Origin of the sequence: Paenibacillus sp. FSL R10-2771, assembly GCF_038000205.1 — a bacterium.
GTDB lineage: Bacteria > Bacillota > Bacilli > Paenibacillales > Paenibacillaceae > Paenibacillus_AQ > Paenibacillus_AQ phytohabitans.
Window position 1 is genome coordinate 1,145,636 of record NZ_JBBOBM010000001.1, and the last position, 15,875, is coordinate 1,161,510.

Annotated in this window: 16 protein-coding genes; 13 read left to right on the forward strand and 3 right to left on the reverse strand. The window is 51.5% G+C overall.

What is annotated here, in order from left to right:
* Positions 1-31: 31 nt before the first annotated feature.
* Positions 32-1,909, reverse strand: coding sequence for a S8 family peptidase (locus tag NSU14_RS04835; protein ID WP_336103777.1), 1,878 nt, complete (start codon positions 1,907-1,909; stop codon positions 32-34).
* A 281-nt stretch (positions 1,910-2,190) separates the two neighbouring features.
* Between NSU14_RS04835 and NSU14_RS04840 the strand changes: the two genes are divergently transcribed.
* From NSU14_RS04840 to thiI, 6 genes are all read left to right on the forward strand, one after another.
* Positions 2,191-2,688, forward strand: a complete 498-nt coding sequence (locus NSU14_RS04840; RefSeq protein ID WP_042139416.1) for a YpuI family protein — start codon at positions 2,191-2,193, stop codon at positions 2,686-2,688.
* A 176-nt stretch (positions 2,689-2,864) separates the two neighbouring features.
* The gene (locus NSU14_RS04845) at positions 2,865-3,086 is read left to right on the forward strand and encodes a DUF1540 domain-containing protein (protein WP_042141544.1); all 222 of its coding nucleotides are present in this window, start codon (positions 2,865-2,867) and stop codon (positions 3,084-3,086) included.
* Between the two features lie 11 nt (positions 3,087-3,097).
* Complete coding sequence (locus NSU14_RS04850; RefSeq protein ID WP_336103776.1) at positions 3,098-3,499, forward strand: hypothetical protein; 402 nt, start codon at positions 3,098-3,100, stop codon at positions 3,497-3,499.
* 191 nt (positions 3,500-3,690) lie between these two features.
* Complete coding sequence (locus tag NSU14_RS04855; RefSeq protein WP_340943233.1) at positions 3,691-4,404, forward strand: lytic transglycosylase domain-containing protein; 714 nt, start codon at positions 3,691-3,693, stop codon at positions 4,402-4,404.
* A 144-nt stretch (positions 4,405-4,548) separates the two neighbouring features.
* Entirely contained in the window at positions 4,549-5,700 is a 1,152-nt protein-coding gene (locus NSU14_RS04860; protein WP_042139410.1) for a cysteine desulfurase family protein, read from the forward strand.
* 72 nt (positions 5,701-5,772) lie between these two features.
* Complete coding sequence (gene thiI, locus NSU14_RS04865) at positions 5,773-6,999, forward strand: tRNA uracil 4-sulfurtransferase ThiI (RefSeq protein ID WP_371916271.1); 1,227 nt, start codon at positions 5,773-5,775, stop codon at positions 6,997-6,999.
* 81 nt (positions 7,000-7,080) lie between these two features.
* Here the strand turns inward: thiI and NSU14_RS04870 are convergent, their stop codons facing one another.
* The gene (locus tag NSU14_RS04870) at positions 7,081-7,782 is read right to left on the reverse strand and encodes a TerC family protein (RefSeq protein ID WP_039304177.1); all 702 of its coding nucleotides are present in this window, start codon (positions 7,780-7,782) and stop codon (positions 7,081-7,083) included.
* Between the two features lie 189 nt (positions 7,783-7,971).
* On the opposite strand from NSU14_RS04870, the gene NSU14_RS04875 reads away from it, so the two are divergent.
* From NSU14_RS04875 to NSU14_RS04900, 6 genes are all read left to right on the forward strand, one after another.
* The gene (locus NSU14_RS04875) at positions 7,972-8,631 is read left to right on the forward strand and encodes a TerC family protein (protein ID WP_042139408.1); all 660 of its coding nucleotides are present in this window, start codon (positions 7,972-7,974) and stop codon (positions 8,629-8,631) included.
* 170 nt (positions 8,632-8,801) lie between these two features.
* Positions 8,802-9,314: a hypothetical protein gene (locus tag NSU14_RS04880; protein WP_042139407.1), complete on the forward strand. Its 513-nt coding sequence runs from the start codon at positions 8,802-8,804 to the stop codon at positions 9,312-9,314.
* Positions 9,315-9,569: 255 nt separating this feature from the next.
* Positions 9,570-11,414 (forward strand): translational GTPase TypA, encoded by a 1,845-nt coding sequence (gene typA, locus NSU14_RS04885; protein WP_039304185.1) that lies wholly within the window; start codon positions 9,570-9,572, stop codon positions 11,412-11,414.
* Between the two features lie 160 nt (positions 11,415-11,574).
* Positions 11,575-11,871 carry a YlaH-like family protein gene (locus NSU14_RS04890; protein ID WP_042139406.1) on the forward strand — a complete coding sequence of 99 codons (297 nt, stop codon included), beginning with the start codon at positions 11,575-11,577 and terminating at the stop codon, positions 11,869-11,871.
* An 82-nt stretch (positions 11,872-11,953) separates the two neighbouring features.
* The gene (locus tag NSU14_RS04895) at positions 11,954-13,075 is read left to right on the forward strand and encodes an LCP family protein (protein WP_076244064.1); all 1,122 of its coding nucleotides are present in this window, start codon (positions 11,954-11,956) and stop codon (positions 13,073-13,075) included.
* A gap of 91 nt (positions 13,076-13,166) precedes the next feature.
* Positions 13,167-13,619 carry a pyridoxamine 5'-phosphate oxidase family protein gene (locus NSU14_RS04900; RefSeq protein ID WP_042139404.1) on the forward strand — a complete coding sequence of 151 codons (453 nt, stop codon included), beginning with the start codon at positions 13,167-13,169 and terminating at the stop codon, positions 13,617-13,619.
* 61 nt (positions 13,620-13,680) lie between these two features.
* Here the strand turns inward: NSU14_RS04900 and NSU14_RS04905 are convergent, their stop codons facing one another.
* On the reverse strand, positions 13,681-14,253 hold the full coding sequence (locus NSU14_RS04905; protein ID WP_076244062.1) for a YhcN/YlaJ family sporulation lipoprotein: 573 nt from the start codon (positions 14,251-14,253) through the stop codon (positions 13,681-13,683).
* 105 nt (positions 14,254-14,358) lie between these two features.
* On the opposite strand from NSU14_RS04905, the gene NSU14_RS04910 reads away from it, so the two are divergent.
* A complete protein-coding gene (locus NSU14_RS04910; RefSeq protein ID WP_039304201.1) occupies positions 14,359-15,690 on the forward strand; it encodes a PhoH family protein in 1,332 nt (443 codons plus the stop codon).
* The last annotated feature ends 185 nt before the right edge of the window (positions 15,691-15,875 follow it).

Sequence of the window (15,875 nt, forward strand, 5' to 3'; positions counted from 1 at the left end):
CCGCGTCAGGCCAGGCGGACAAGCGCCTAACTCATTGCATGGATTTAAGCTGTTTACCGACATGCTGGGGGAATAACTGCAGGGGAACCTGACCTCCGCCGGCAGCCTGCAGTGTCTTGTAGATATCTACCTGACCCCAGCCATAGTATTTATCATGTCCGGCATCACCCAGATCCACCGCATTTGAGGTCAGCAGCTCGGTTACTTCCTTATTGGTCAGCTCGGGGTTCAGCGAGCGTACCAGCCCGGCGAGCGCTGCCACATGAGGGCTGGCCATCGAGGTGCCGGATAATGCCGCATACTGATTATCAGGATAGGTGCTGGCGATACTCTCCCCGGGTGCAGCCACATCGATATAATCCCCGTAATTGGAGAAAGACGCTCTTCCTCCGGTGGAATTGGTTGCGGCCACGGCAATTACCTCCTCATAGGCGGCAGGGTAGCCCGGCCGTTCGGTATTGTCATTGCCGGAAGCGGAGACAATGACAACGTCGCGGTCATAGGCATATTTGATGGCATCATGCAGGAACTGGGAGTCGGCATAATTGCCCAGGCTGAGATTAATCACTTTGGCGCCATGGTCGGCAGCCCAGATAATGCCTTCGGCAACGGAATAAGTGGTGCCAGCCCCGGAGTTGTCGAGCGCTTTTACCGGAAGGATCTTGTTATACCAGCTGATGCCGGCCACACCTTCCTCATTATTGGTCAATGCTCCGATAATGCCTGAGACATGCGTGCCATGCCCGACATCATCATCCGGCGCTCCACCGTTAGTTATCGCATTATATCCGGCCAGTAGCTGGCCCTGCAGATCAGGATGGTCCGCCTGAACTCCGGTATCTACCACGGCTACAACGACTTCCTTGCTGCCTTTGGACAGATTCCAGCCCAGCTCTGTTTCAATGGCCGGCAGATTCCACTGATAGGTGGAGAAGAGCAGATCATTAGGCGTTATAACATTGGCTCCTGTATTTTCGCTCAATGTATCATTGGTTAAATACATATAGTGAGGCTCGGAATATTGCGGGTGCCATTTATAAGCGAAGTAGGTTTTGAGCTGGGAATAGTTCATCTTCTCTGAGCGGAAAATATAGGCATACCCCAGCTTACGCGGCTCCTTGCACTGAATATCTGCGGCAATGGTCTGGAGCTGGCCTGCTGTAGGATGCCCGCTCCGGAACCGGACGACGATCTCGTTCTCGTAGTAGTGGCTGGCATTCTCGTTGTCATGGCCTGTCTTGACAGTGAGGTCCTTCAGCGTATCGGCATGAACGGATTCTACGCGGTACTTGCCTTCCTTAGGATAAGGGATCAGACGGAGATTCTTTAGCTGGTGCTGGGCTACCCGGTCAAGGATCTTCTGATTGATCAGGGCAATGACACCGAGCTGGCCCTCCTGGTCACGCTGTGCCACGAAATAATATTTCTTGCTGCCGATTACAAAAGACGGGGACTCATAGGCTTGATGCCCCTTGATGGCCGACTTGGCTGTGTTCAGGTATTTGAGCAGCTGCTTGTTCTCCTGGTCCGTTCCTTCCGGAAGAGAGGATTTATAGGTAGTTGTCTTCTGCGTGCGGAAATCAATCAGCATCAGCATGGTGATATGACCGTGTCCCTGCTGTAAGTTCCTGGCATATGCTGAGATATCCTCAGGCGAAGCGCCGTGGGTATCCGAGAGCATAGTTCTAAGATGTTTGCTTACATCCACGCGGTTCAGGCGGTCAGTAGCACTCACATCCTGTACCAGGGCTGTTTTCTTGATGGTTTTCTCCTGAGAGGGATTCGGCACAGAGGCTTGTCTGAGGGTACCGTTTATGGCGCTGTCTTCCGGCCGCAGGGCAAAAGTAAGCAGCACCACCGTCAGCGCAGCAGTGACCAGACCGGCGACGGTTAAATTTTTTCGTGACATGGTTTCCGCTCCTTCCTGGCATTGTAATACCCGTTAGGTTTAGAAGAGAGGGCCGGTTTTATGCATCGGAGAAAAGGATACCGCCGTACAGGGTTTTATGTTAATATCAGAAAATAAGCGCTTTCCGGGGCTTGTATCCGGTCTGCCGGACCGGGATGACTCTCCTCGCCTGCGGTGGGTGGAGACCGGTGAAGTTTTGTGATACTATCAAGATAGAACTACTCGAAATGATTATGTCGTAACGACTACAAAGCAAGGACTAATAAGGGGGAGCAATCGCCATGTCAGCAGCTAATGTGCAGAAATTGTGTGAATCGACGAGAGAAAAACTTAAATCCGTAATCGGAAAAATGGAACTGTTCCTGAACGAGCATGCGCTTCCGCAACTGGTTGCCGAAGAGGATGAAGAAACACTGCATTTCTATCAAGGGTTCTTGTCCGATCTCCGCCATCTGCTGGTGTTCTCGGAGATGTCTTATGAGAAGCTTGGGGTTGCTCTGCGCCGCGCCACTTTTGATGAAGCCTTCGCGCAAAAAGCGCTATATAATGTATATCATTTTGGAGTGAACAACTTCTTCTATCCTAAGAACGAAAGCTACTCCGAAGATGGACGCTATGCCTACACAGGTCAGGATGCGATCCGTTTCCGCAAGAAGCCGGTCCGTCCGGCACGCGATATTATTATGGAGATTACCAAGGTCTATGAAGAGCTGCGTGATGATCTGGCTTATTATGAGAACGATTATTTAACGGAGAAACGGATGCAGAATCAGGTGTAAAACCGGAGCTGCCGGTTTCAGGTAGAGGACCGGGTTTGTCATGAGCAACATGACAGCCTGGTCTTTTTTGCGTGCACATTTGGGTGTACATATGAACGGCTCCATTCATCAACTGGAAACCATTCAGCCGCATAGCAGTAATGCGGAGAGGACATAATGAAGCCGAGGTGATCATTATGACAAACGCAAAACCGCTTGTGAGATGCAGTGTGAGCAACTGTCATTATTGGGGAGAACAGAACCTGTGCCGTGCCGAAGAAATTGTTATTGAAATTGACAAGCATGCAGGCAGCCATTTCAAGGAAGAATATGCTGAAGAGCTGACGGCAAATAATCATCATGACCATGCCGGAACTTCATCCGCAACCTGTTGTCTGACGTTCAAGCCGAACGCCTAGAGGAGGCCCTTATGGACAATCAGAATGATGAACCCAAAGTGGACCGTTCGGAACGCAGGAAAATTGTTTTGCGTCCGCGCAGAGTGGATTATCCCCGCCGGGACAGAAGTCATAACGAGGAATATGCTGCTGAAATCAGTCCGCTTCCCGTGCAGGTCCATAGTACCTCCAACAGGGAAACAGAACGTACAACCGGCAGTGTAAAGGAAAGCGATGAACGGACAATCGGCTATATTGGCCTCGGATTTGGTGTGGTTTCCTTATTTATCTGGTCAATAATTATGGGGCCTATTGCTGCAGTGCTCGGGTATTATGCCTATGCCAGGGGGCAAAAAACTGCTGGCGCCTGGTCCATGGGACTGGGAATTGTCTCTACCTTAAGTTATTTTGTCTTAATTCCTTTTGCCCGTTAGAGTAAGCTGCATGCAGAAATTTGATTTCAAAACAGGCTTTCAGACCTAACTATGCGGGTCTGAGGTCTGTTTTTTCTGTTTGGCATATAGTAATTACTGCAAATAAATTGTAAAATAAAGCCGTATTTCAAATTTAAATAGAATGCTTTATTTTGTTTATATAGATTTATGATGAAAGAGGGAATGGGAGCATGGCAATCGACCCCGCTGCAGCAAGCGGAACCGGGCAACTGAAATGGGTTGATCTGAGGAGTTCAAGCATGAAGGGCGGAAGCGGCAAGGTTTCATCCGGAGTAACAGGTTCTTCGGCAGCGGAATTCGCGGCTTTACTACAGCAGGCGGCCCTGCAATCCGCAACCGGCGGCAGCAGCGGAAGCACTTTAACCTCACTCACGGATGCTTCTTCACTAAGTAATCTGCTCTGGCAGCAGCTTGGTGGAACAGCTGAAACGTACGACAGCATTTCCGGGGAAATAACGCACACGGTGCCGACAGATTACGAAGAGCTGATCCAGACGGCCAGCGCGAAATATGGCGTTCCTGTTGATTTGATCAAGGCTGTAATTGATACGGAATCCTCGTTTAATCCTAATGTTGTTTCTTCTGCAGGGGCCAAAGGGCTGATGCAATTAATGGATGGAACGGCGAACGGTCTGGGTGTCTCCGATCCCTTTGACCCGGCCCAGAGCATTGACGGAGGCGTACGCTACCTTTCTTACCAGCTCAAACGTTACAATGGCGAGGAGAATATGGCACTGGCCGCTTATAATGCCGGACCAGGCCGAGTTAATAAGCTTGGCGTCAGCAACGATGCCGAACTGATGGCTAATCTCTCAGAGCTTCCGAAGGAAACTCAGGCCTATATTGCCAAAATAGAACGCGCCCGCGCGCAATACGCGATATAATATAAAGGATCAAACGGAATCTGCATCCAGCCGCTCCGGCGGCAGCAGCCCGTTTGATCCTTTTTGCAACATATAAATAAAGTATGAATTTTGCTATACTTATTCTTTCTCGCTGAAACGATAAGCAAAGGAGAACGCCGATATATGCTGTATTGGGATTATGCCGCTGCTGCTCCGCCGTATGAGGAGGTAGTGCAGACTATGGAACAAGTCATGAGGCAGCACTTTGCCAATCCCTCATCTCTGCACCGTGCGGGGGCGGAGGCGGACAAGCTGATCAAGCGTGCGCGGGAAGTGTGTGCGGCAGCGCTTGGCGTGCAGCCGCAGGAGATAGTGTTTACCTCTGGAGCTACTGAGAGCAATAACCTGGCAATCAAAGGGGCGGCGCTGCAATATCAGGGCAGAGGCCGACATATAATAACTACCGAGCTGGAGCATCCTTCAGTCTATGAGAGCTGTCTTCAGCTGCAGCAGCTTGGCTGGGAGATTACCTTTATTGCACCGGACAGCTCCGGAGTCGTCGAACCCTCGCGGGTTGCAGCTGCGGTCCGGCCGGATACCGTGCTGGTCAGTGTAATGCATGTGAATAATGAGATTGGCACGGTGCAGCCGCTGCGTGAGATCGGACGGCAGGTCAAGGCGGTGAACCGCCGGACACTGTTTCATGTCGATGGGGTGCAGGGCTATGGCAAGCTGGAGACCCGGCTGAAGGAATGGCAGGCGGATCTGTACAGCTTGTCAGCGCACAAAATCCGCGGCCCGCGCGGAACAGGAATCCTGTATGTACGGGAAGGCGTAACCTTGTTCCCTCTGCTTACCGGAGGTTCACAGGAGATGGGCAACCGCGCCGGAACAGAGAATGTGCCGAATATTGTAGCCACAGCTAAGGCGGTGCGCATGAGCGGCGAACGGCGGCAGGAATTCACCCGCCGGATTACGCCGCTAAAAAAACAGCTGGAGGATTATATATCCGGAATTCCGGAGCTTGTGCTGAACAGCAGCGGAGACGGGGCGCCTCATATTGTCCATTTCTCTTACCCCGGAATGAAGGGGGAGGTTATGGCCAGGAAGCTGGAGGAACTGGGAATGGCTGTTGCCACCCGCTCCGCCTGTTCGTCACGGCTGGCCGAACCGAGCCGGGTGCTGCTGTCCATCGGGAGAGACCGGGCTGCTGCGCTTGGCGGCATCCGTATCAGTCTGGGTGACAGCCATACGAAGCAGGAGGTGCAGCAGCTGGAGCAGGCGCTGCTTGCCGCTGTCCAGTCTTTGAAGATTGCTGAAGGAGGCGTGAAATAACAAATGACAATTATAGAGTCAGACCACGGAGCAAACGCTGCGGGGATTGGAAGCAGCATTGAATATGCGGATATGCTTCTGCTGCGCTTTGGAGAATTTATCTTAAAAGGAAAAAACCGCAGCCGGTTCGAAAAAACAGTGCTCCGTCATGTGAAGGAGATGGTTAAACCCTATCCCGGTGTGGTGCTCAGCAAAGAATTCGGGCGGATATATGTCGAACTGAACGGTGAGCCGGCGGGAGAGTTAACGGATGCACTGAAGAATGTATTCGGCATTGCTTCAATTAGCCCGGTGAAGGTGTCCCGGTCGGAATTTGAAGAGATTCTTGCAGCCAGCAGGACATTCCTGAATATTATTGCCCCGGCAGCAGGAACGACCTTCAAGGTTAGTGCCCGCCGGGTATGGAAGGGATTTCCATATGGCTCCATTGAGATGGGCAAGCTTATTGCCACTCCTCTGCTGCAGGGATATCCCGGGCTGCTTGTGGATGTGAAATCTCCGCAGATGGAGCTGAGAATTGAGATTCGTGAAGGGCATACCTATATTTTCTGCGAGAATATTGCCGGTGTCGGCGGGTTCCCGCTCGGTACGAACGGCAAAGCAATGCTGCTGCTGTCCGGCGGCATTGACAGCCCGGTTGCGGGCTGGTCATCCATGCGCAGAGGACTTGAAGTGGAATGTGTCCATTTCTACAGCTACCCGTATACCAGCGAGCTTGCCCGTCAGAAGGTTGTAGATCTGACGCGGGTACTGTCGCGTTATGCCGGAGTGATCAAGCTCCACCTGGTTCCGTTCACGGAGGTCCAGACCTCCTTTACCGGAATTGGCCAGGATAATCTGATTATTACACTAATGCGCCGGGCCATGCTGCGGATTGCCACCGCTCTCGCTGAACGCGAAGGGGCGCTGGCCCTGATCACCGGTGACAGTCTGGGGCAGGTCGCCAGCCAGACGCTGCCAAGCATGAATGTCATTGGCCGTGCCACTGAGCTGCCGCTGCTGCGTCCGCTGGTGATGATGGATAAGAGTGAGATTGTCGGAATCTCCCAGAGTATCGGCACCTATGACTTGTCCATCCTTCCTTATGAAGATTGCTGTACGCTGTTCGTGCCCAAGTCTCCGACGACGAATCCGAACATGCGGATTGTGGACAAGATTGAAGCCACGCTGCCCGGGTACCAGACACTCCTGGAAGCGGCGGTTGCCGGAACAGAGACGGTATCGATTACACCATACGGTGATGAGAAGCCGAGCGATGTGATCCCTGTACAGGCAGGTTTACAGGAAGAATGGTTCTAGAATAGCTGAAGAAGAGGTGCCCTGCAGCCGGTAATACTGGTTGGCCGGGGCACCTCTTTCTGATATATGGCGATATATGCATTACCGGGTAGAATTGCCGCTATGCGGAATTCTGCCCTGTGCGCGGTGGCGCTGCCAGAGGCCGGCGGCAAGGATGCCTGCAATCACCAGAGCAATAAACAGATAGTGGAGCAGCGGCTGCTGTTCGAAGAAGGGGGCAATCCGCTTCTCACTGGTAATCATACTTGCGGCCGTGAACCCAAGCACGGCTGAGCCGATATAGATAATCCAGGAATATCTGTTGATCAGCTTGATGAACAGCGTGCTGCCCCAGACCACAATCGGCACACTGATCAGCAGCCCGAGCACCACAAGCGTAATATTGTGTTTGGCTGCCCCGGCGATCGCGATAACATTATCCAGCCCCATCGCCGCATCTGCGACAATGATCGTCCGTACGGCCGACCACAGTGTTCCTCCGGCCTGTATGTCCGTGTCCTCCGTATTCCCCCCTGTCAGCAGCCTGTAGGCGATCATAATAAGCAGCAGTCCGCCGAATAGCAGCAGCCAGGGCACTTTGAGCAGCCACACGACAAGGATCGTCGCGATAATCCGCAGTACCACGGCGCCCCCTGTGCCCAGCAGAATTGCCTTCTTCTGCGAACTTCCCTGCAGGTTCCGCGCGGCCAGGCCGATCACTATGGCATTATCACCGGCCAGAATCAGATCGAGGAAGACAATATTCAGCAGGGATAGTATGAAATCCGTAACGGATGGATTCAATAGGGGTCACTCCTCGAATTTGTTTGGAAGATATACGGGCTTTTTTGACATACGGCAGGCAGGCTATGATTTTGTATACGCTGGAACAGCCCCGCTCATGCGTAGTTTCTAAAAAAGCAGGACAGGATGCATAGCTTGTCACCCTGAGGCATACATGTATTTACATGGAGTTCAGGGAGGTTGAAAAGAATGGATTCTTTATTGCTGCTGGGTGAAATACTGATGATCAATCTGGTGCTGAGCGGAGACAACGCGATGGTCATTGCGATGGCCAGCAAGAATCTCCCGGAGAAGCACCGCAGGCAAGCGGTATGGTGGGGAGCTGCAGGGGCAGTGGGTCTGCGCTGCATCCTGACTTTTGCCGCAGTGCTGCTGCTCAAAATTCCTTATATTGAAGCCGGAGGCGCGATACTGCTGCTCTGGATCTCCTTTAAGCTGCTGCTGGAGGAGGAGGGGGAACTTAAGATTGAGGGGAGCTCCAGTGTATGGAAGTCGGTACGCACCATTCTGCTCGCCGATTTCATCATGAGTCTGGACAATGTGCTGGCGATTGCAGGCTTGGCCAAAGGAGATCTGGCACTCATCGTAATCGGGATTGCCATCAGCATTCCGATTGTGGTCTGGGGAAGCGGCATCATCGTGGGCTGGCTGCACCGTTTCCCGGTGCTGGTCTTCATCGGAGCCTATATTCTGGCGTATACGGCCGGTAATATGCTGCTGCAGGATGCTAAATTTGGTGCGGTCATTTCCTTCATGCTGCCTACATTCCACTCCATGCTGCCGATGGTGCTGGGGATTCTTGTCGTAGTAACAGGTATGCTTAAGCGGAGGATGGTATCTGCAGGATAAGAAGCGGCAATACTAGAGGCTGTGCCAAAAGCTGGAAAGCTTTGGTGCAGCTTTTTTGTGCAATTCCCCCGAATACACGAAGAATGATGGTGTTTTAATTATTTTTCAGATAAAATATAAAATGACGAGGGTCAGAGAAAAGACGCGAATTTTGAAGGGATGGGTGAAAGATGTCTTCCAAAAACGACATGAAACTGGGTGTGTTCATCGCCGCCGCCGGCATTGTGATTCTGTTCGGGAAGCTGGGGGTGTTCGGATTTCTTGGACATGCCTTGTGGCCGCTCGTAATTCTGGTTCCGGGCCTGTTCCTGCATGTGCTCTTCTTCACCCGCCGTGCTTCTGCATCTGTATTGATACCTGCGGGCATATTAACGGTATACGGTCTGCTATTTGGACTATGCAATACATGGGGCTGGGACCTGATGAGGCATTTGTGGCCTATCCTGCTGCTGGGCATTGCGGTCGGACTTTATGAATATTCGCTGTATTCTTCAGCCAGAACCAGAGGACTGACAACAACCGCTGTTATCCTTGGGCTGCTAAGCATTGTGTTGTTCATCTTCACCCTGCTCGGGACCGGAGCCTTGTATCTGCTGGGTGCCGTTCTGGTTGCCGCAGGCCTCTGGCTGATGCTGGGCCGGGGCAGACCGGGCGGGCGCAAGAAGTGGAACGGCGGCTGGTAAGACAGCCAGGCAAACGGCACAGACTGAGGGAATGGGCACCGCTGAATGTAACGCAAGGCAAAATTAGAAAAATTAAACGAAGTTGGTAACGTTTTTTTCAGAAAAAGACTTGCTTTTCATGGTGCTTTCACGATACTATTAAGGATATGTTGGAGCGTCGGGTTTCTGCCTGGCGCTTCTTTTGTGAGACTGCCGTGACATGCTATAAATTTAAACATTTTTAATTTGATAAATGAGAGGATTTGGATACAAATCATGCATTCAAGAAAAGATATTCGCAATATTGCGATCATTGCCCACGTTGACCATGGTAAAACAACACTCGTCGATCAGCTTCTCCAGCAATCAGGGATTTTCAGCGCGCACGAGCACTTGCAGGAACGGGCCATGGACTCTAACGACCTGGAGCGGGAACGCGGAATCACTATCCTAGCCAAAAATACAGCAATTACCTATAAAGAGTTCCTGATCAACATCGTAGATACCCCTGGACACGCCGATTTCGGCGGTGAAGTAGAACGTATCATGAAGATGGTTGACGGCGTACTGCTGGTTGTGGATGCTTATGAAGGCTGCATGCCGCAGACTAAATTCGTTCTGCGCAAAGCACTGGAGCAGCACCTTACACCTATCGTTGTCGTGAACAAAATTGACCGTCCGGCTGCACGTCCGAAGGAAGTTATTGATGAAGTTCTGGATCTGTTCATTGAGCTTGAAGCCAGTGACGATCAGCTTGAATTCCCGGTTGTATATGCTTCTGCGCTTAACGGCACATCGAGCATGGACCCTGAGAAGCAGGATGAAACGATGCTTGCCCTTTACGAAACCATTGTTGAACATATCCCGGCTCCAACTGAAAAAGTTGAAGAGCCCCTGCAGTTCCTGGTAACTCTGATGGATTACAATGAATACCTTGGCCGTATCGCCATTGGCCGTGTTAACCGCGGTGTAATCAAGCAGGGCCAGTCCGTAACTGTTATCATGCGTGACGGCAAGAGCAAAACAGCGCGTATCGAGAAGCTGTTCGGTTTCCAGGGCCTGAAGCGTGTTGAGACAGAAGAAGCGGGTGCAGGCGACATCGTAGCAATTGCCGGTATCAAAGACATCAACATCGGTGAGACCATTGCCGATCCGCAGCATCCAGAAGCGCTGCCTGTTCTTAAGATCGACGAGCCTACAATGCAAATGACGTTCCTCGTGAACAACAGTCCGTTTGCCGGTAAAGAAGGCAAGTGGGTAACTTCCCGTAAGCTGCGCGAACGTCTGTTCAAAGAGCTGGAAACAGATGTCAGCTTGCGTGTAGATGAAACGGATTCCCCTGATGCATTTGTCGTATCCGGCCGTGGTGAGCTTCACCTGGGTATCCTGATCGAGAATATGCGCCGTGAAGGTTACGAAATGCAGGTTTCCAAGCCTGAAGTTATCGTCAAGGAAATCGACGGAGCCAAGATGGAGCCGCTTGAACGCCTGATGATTGATGTTCCGGAAGAAAGCATGGGCGCTGTTATGGAAAGTCTGGGAACACGCAAAGCAGAAATGGTCAACATGATCAATCATGGTACTGGCCAGGTTCGTCTGGAGTTCCTGATTCCTGCACGTGGCCTGATTGGTTACAACACCTACTTCCTGACCCTGACCCGCGGTTATGGCGTTATGAACCATGCGTTTGACAGCTATGCTCCACTGATTGGCGGACAGGTTGGCGGACGTCACCAAGGCGTACTCGTATCCAGTGAAACCGGCAATACGACTCTATATGGCATGATGGGCGTAGAAGACCGCGGTATTCTCTTCCTGGAACCAGGAACTGAAATTTATGAAGGCATGATCGTAGGTGAGCACACCCGCGATAATGACATCATTGTAAATATCTGCAAGGAAAAACAGCTGACCAACGTTCGTTCTGCAACGAAGGATGAGACTGTTAAAATGAAGACCCCGCGTATGTTCTCTCTGGAAGGCGCGCTTGAATACCTGAATGATGATGAATATTGCGAAATTACACCTAAATCCGTTCGTCTGCGCAAAAAGATCCTGAACAAGGGTGAGCGCGAACGTGTAGAGAAGCAGCGTAAAGCGGCGCAAGCCAGCCAAGCGTAAGCTGTCACCCATTCAAGCCGCCGGATGAAGAATCCGGCGGCTTTTCTTGTTTATTTTCCCGGACAGAAGACCGTTCAAATTGCAGGGATTAAAAGCAGTATAAAAACGCTGAGGATGATATAATGTAAACGATACTTATATCCGGGAGGAGTGACGAGCTGTGCAGAGCTGGTTCGCTGAGCATCCAATTGTCGCTTACATTGTCATCTTTATTCTACTGACTTATGTGTATAACCGTGTATTTCGCGTCAACCAGAAGCTGCCCATCGGCAAAGAGATCGTACTTTATATTATGATGGCTATAGGCTCGGGGATGCTGCTCATCTTCCAGCATGACAAGCTTCCGATCATCCAGTGCCTGCTGGTGGCGGTAGGGTTAATGCTGCTCGTGCGGGTCCGCTACCTGGTAGAGGCCCGGCAGAAGCGGAAAGCTGCAGCTGCGGCGAAACGGCACTAGGCGCAACTTTTAGTGCTCAGGATCGTCTAAGTTATTATAAAGTTATCTAATTCTACCTGAATGAAAAGGACCTAATTCAATTATGAATACAAGCAAGGGCAGTCTGCCACCCAGATCGAACGGCCAGCAAGGAACCAACAGACAGCAGTCCAGACCCGCTGCCTCGACCAAATCAAAGAAATCAACCAACTCAACCAAATCTAATAAGAAGAAGCCTAAGAAACGCGGGTTTTTCGCCAAGCTGATGAGACTGCTCCTGATCATCCTCCTGGTTGCCGTAATTGCGGCTCTGGGCTACGCAGGGTACTTGTACTGGAAGTTTGATCAGGGAGGGTTCGGAGTGGACCAGCCGGTTCAGGCCGGGCAATCCGCTTCAGAGAAGCCGCTGACGATGCTGCTGCTAGGCACTGACAACCGTCCGAAGCACCCGTCCAATCTGACGGATGTGATTATGGTTGCGGCGTTGAACCCGGAGACCCAATCGGCGACCGTAGTCTCACTGCCGCGCGATACTTACGTAGAGCTTAGCGGCTATAAGAAAACGAAAATCAATGCGTTCTACTCCCGCTTCAAGAGCAAGGAGAAGACCTCTGGGATTCTGGCCGGGGATGAAATGAAGACCATGATGAGCAAATATCTCGATATTCAGGTCGATTATGTCACTGTGCTTGATTTCCAGGGCTTCCGGGATATCGTGGATGAATTCGGCGGTGTAGATGTCAATATCAGCGAGAATATGTGCTACACGGACAGTGTGGACGGAACCGATATTAATCTCAAGAAAGGCCAAGCCCAGCTAAACGGGGATAAGGCGCTTGATTATGTACGTTACCGTAAATCCAATTGCAGTCCGGCAACGAAGCCTTCCGATGATTTTGACCGCAATAAACGCCAGAATGAAGTGCTTAATTCGCTGATCGCGCAGATGCAGTCACTCGGAGGGGTGCTCAAAATCGGCAAGGTGCTGGATGCCGTGGACGATAATCTGGCAAGCGATATTGAGAATGCGCAGATCAAGAGCATGATAGCGACTTACTGGAATATATCTAAGGAGAATGTAGAATTTGTGCCGGTGACAGGAACCTGGCGCAGTCCCTATGTATATATTGACGATAAGGAACTGGACGCAGCCAAGCAAAGCCTTCAGGACCAGATATCCGGCCTCTCCGGTGCCGCTGCTTCTGCGGCCGCAGACAGTCCATAAGGAAAAGAATCTACAAATTGAATGCAAGTTTCATCCTGTGCTATAATATAATAAATTGAATGCACTCACGCCGCATAGGGGGCCTGTACTTATGTCCGAAGCCGTTGCTCAGCTGGGCGAAACACTGCTAGCTATGCTGCAGTCGGAAACCTTTGTTCTTCTAAACACTGTGGATGCTGAATCAGGTGGTCCTACATCTACTGCGATTTCCTGGATCTATGCAGTGAGCCCTTCTATTGTGCGCTTATCGGTAGATCACCGTTCGAGACTTGTGAACAACATGAAGGTCAACCCGCTGGTAACTATTACTGTGTTTGGTGAGGGAACGGTTCATGCCATCAACGGCCGTGCTTCTGTGAAGCAGGACCCGCTGCCGGATGTTCCTTTTAAGATGTGCTGTTTTGATGTTGAGATTGAAGCGGTCCGCAATGCGCTGTTCTATGGTGCTCATCTGGAATCTGCTCCGAAATATGCGAAGGTATACGATGCGCGTGCGGCTGAGAAGCTGGACGGACAAGTATTTGCCGCCATGCAAAAAGCCTAGTGTGCCATCACTAGGCTTTTTTTGTCTCCAGATCCTGTGCTTTGTACAGGAATGTGCAAGCTTATTGTCCGTTGCCTTGCGGTTTGGTATCCTCCGGCAGCTGCGGGATGATCCGGCCGATAATGTCGGCCATTTCTGAGGCAAAGCCGGATACCGGGTTTCCTTTGGTAATATGCTTTCCCATCTCGGCTAACCTGCTGGTGAGGTCCATGTCGGCAGTAACGAGCGTTCTTACACCCCTCGGGTCTTTGCGGATAGCTTCCGCTACCGTGTATTTCACGCTTCCGACCCGTGAGCGGGTAAGCGATCCGTCGACATCAATGCCGACAACGGCAATGTTGTTCATTACGACACAGTGGGCTCCGTTTACACCGGGAACTCTTTTGGCTAACTGTTCAAAATGATCCTTAAGTGCAACATCGCTTTCGCCCTTAACGTCAGAAGGTTGTCCGTTCTCTGGTGTAGGTTCAAGGGCTGTACCATCTTCGGACAATGTCCGTACTCCGCGATTCCCCTGGCTGCTCAAGGCCTTTGACGATTGTTTATCCTGAGGAGAGGGTGATGTCTCTTTATTAGCGATACCGCAGCTTGTCAGCAGCAGCAGTACCAGCAACAGACACATTGATTTTCTCATATGTGCTTACTCCTTTCAGCCATAATTCAGTGGTTTACCTTATCTTGCCCTTGCTGAAAAGAGTTATGTATGATCAATCAAACCAGGCGCTGTGGAGGGGATAACATGAAAAAGATATTCGTACTAGACACTAACGTGCTACTGCACGACCCCAATTCGATTTTTGCTTTCAAGGCGAATGAAGTTGTCATTCCTGCTGTAGTCCTGGAAGAAATCGACTCCAAGAAGCGTAATGCCGATGAAATCGGCCGCAACGCCCGCACCGTGTCACGCTTGTTAGACGGACTCCGGGAACTGGGCCACCTGCACAGCGGTGTGGTACTGGAACATGGAGGCACGCTGAAGGTAGAGCTTAACCACCGCAGCTTCGTAAAGGTACAGGAAATGTTCGGGGAGGTCTCGAACGATAACCGCATATTGGCTGTTGCCCTCAATTATCTCCATGAGGAGAATGAAAAGGCTGATCCCAGTCCTGTGGTACTCGTAAGTAAAGATGTACTCGTCCGCATCAAAGCGGATGTGCTTGGCATAACACCGGAGGATTATTTATCCGACCGCACCGGAGATTTGAATGAGCTGTACTCCGGCTGCCAGTCGCTGATGGTGCATCCTTCGCTGATCGATGAATATTATAGTCACCGTTTCTTGTCCATCAAACAGCTGTCGTTGTCCTACCCGCTCTACCCTCATGAATTTGTCATTCTGAAGGATGAGATTGGCAGCGGCAAATCGGCCCTGCTCAAGGTGAACAGCGATGCCAGCCGGCTCGAACCGCTGTACCTCGGCAATGATGCGGTGTGGGGCATCAGCGCCCGGAATGCCCAGCAGCGGATGGCGCTTGAGCTGCTGCTGAATGATGATATTCCGCTGGTGACCATTACCGGTAAAGCGGGTACAGGGAAGACGCTGCTGGCGCTTGCCGCCGGACTGTTCAAGGTGGAGGACGAACATAAATACAAGAAGCTGCTGATCGCCCGTCCAGTGGTCCCTATGGGTAAGGATATCGGGTATTTACCCGGTGAGAAGGACGAGAAGCTCCGTCCATGGATGCAGCCGATCTATGATAACCTCGAATTCCTGTTCGATACCAAAAAAGCCGGAGATATTGATAAAATATTGATGGGCCTGGGCAGCATCCAGGTAGAGGCGCTCACTTATATCCGCGGACGTTCCATTCCGTCGCAGTTCATCATCATCGATGAGGCGCAGAACCTGTCCCGGCATGAAGTGAAGACGATTGTCTCCCGCGCCGGTGAAGGCAGTAAGGTGATTCTGATGGGAGATCCGGAGCAAATCGACCATCCTTATCTGGATGCCGCGAGCAACGGGCTCAGCTATATCGTTGAGAAATTTAAGCAGCAGGGCATCAGCGGCCATATTACCCTTGAAAAGGGTGAGCGTTCGCATCTGGCTCAGCTGGCCGCAGATTTGCTGTAGCCTTTAGGCTCTTCGCAGCCTGGCATAATGGGCTTCAGCCCGCAAGCTTAACTGGCAGCACTCGCTCTTCAATCGGCAGCCCGCCGGTTGATTGGCACAGTCACGGCCGGGAGATGACCACTCCCGGCTTTTGTCTGCCCGCCCCCGGAACGGCAGGAGGGGATCTCTGAGATAGCTGGAGCGGA

What these genes read in the sequence shown, in the direction of transcription:
- NSU14_RS04835 (WP_336103777.1), bottom strand. Translation starts at nt 1,909, where the DNA reads ATGTCACGAAAAAATTTAACCGTCGCCGGTCTGGTCACTGCTGCGCTG.
- NSU14_RS04840 (WP_042139416.1), top strand. Translation starts at nt 2,191, where the DNA reads ATGTCAGCAGCTAATGTGCAGAAATTGTGTGAATCGACGAGAGAAAAA.
- NSU14_RS04845 (WP_042141544.1), top strand. Translation starts at nt 2,865, where the DNA reads ATGACAAACGCAAAACCGCTTGTGAGATGCAGTGTGAGCAACTGTCAT.
- NSU14_RS04850 (WP_336103776.1), top strand. Translation starts at nt 3,098, where the DNA reads ATGGACAATCAGAATGATGAACCCAAAGTGGACCGTTCGGAACGCAGG.
- NSU14_RS04855 (WP_340943233.1), top strand. Translation starts at nt 3,691, where the DNA reads ATGGCAATCGACCCCGCTGCAGCAAGCGGAACCGGGCAACTGAAATGG.
- NSU14_RS04860 (WP_042139410.1), top strand. Translation starts at nt 4,549, where the DNA reads ATGCTGTATTGGGATTATGCCGCTGCTGCTCCGCCGTATGAGGAGGTA.
- thiI (WP_371916271.1), top strand. Translation starts at nt 5,773, where the DNA reads ATGCTTCTGCTGCGCTTTGGAGAATTTATCTTAAAAGGAAAAAACCGC.
- NSU14_RS04875 (WP_042139408.1), top strand. Translation starts at nt 7,972, where the DNA reads ATGGATTCTTTATTGCTGCTGGGTGAAATACTGATGATCAATCTGGTG.
- NSU14_RS04880 (WP_042139407.1), top strand. Translation starts at nt 8,802, where the DNA reads ATGTCTTCCAAAAACGACATGAAACTGGGTGTGTTCATCGCCGCCGCC.
- typA (WP_039304185.1), top strand. Translation starts at nt 9,570, where the DNA reads ATGCATTCAAGAAAAGATATTCGCAATATTGCGATCATTGCCCACGTT.
- NSU14_RS04895 (WP_076244064.1), top strand. Translation starts at nt 11,954, where the DNA reads ATGAATACAAGCAAGGGCAGTCTGCCACCCAGATCGAACGGCCAGCAA.
- NSU14_RS04900 (WP_042139404.1), top strand. Translation starts at nt 13,167, where the DNA reads ATGTCCGAAGCCGTTGCTCAGCTGGGCGAAACACTGCTAGCTATGCTG.
- NSU14_RS04905 (WP_076244062.1), bottom strand. Translation starts at nt 14,253, where the DNA reads ATGAGAAAATCAATGTGTCTGTTGCTGGTACTGCTGCTGCTGACAAGC.
- NSU14_RS04910 (WP_039304201.1), top strand. Translation starts at nt 14,359, where the DNA reads ATGAAAAAGATATTCGTACTAGACACTAACGTGCTACTGCACGACCCC.